At 68.7% G+C, this 259-nt stretch carries 1 protein-coding gene; it reads left to right on the top strand.

The genetic code is table 11. The features are described from left to right. A partial coding sequence (locus ACTFO6_RS19050; RefSeq protein ID WP_439935907.1) for an asparagine synthase-related protein occupies positions 1-259 on the top strand: 259 nt, incomplete at both ends.

The following is a 259-nucleotide window of genomic DNA, read 5'->3' on the forward strand; positions in this document are numbered from 1 at the left end:
GCCCGCGCCCCACTGCCTGTTCGAGGGTATCCGCAAGCTCCCGCCCGCCACGTTGCTGGTGGCCGAGAACGGCCGCCTGGAAGAGCGCCGCTACTGGCGCATTCCCGAGGAAATCGACCGGGAAATGTCGGAGGCCGAGTGGGTCGCCGCGGTGCGCGAGCAGATGGAGCGGTCGGTGCGTATGCAGATGGTGAGCGACGTGCCCATCGGCGCTTTTCTCTCCGGCGGCCTCGACTCGAGCGCCGTGGTGGGCTACATG

The sequence above is a fragment of the Pelomicrobium sp. G1 genome, assembly GCF_051905455.1.
Taxonomy (GTDB): domain Bacteria; phylum Pseudomonadota; class Gammaproteobacteria; order Burkholderiales; family UBA6910; genus Pelomicrobium.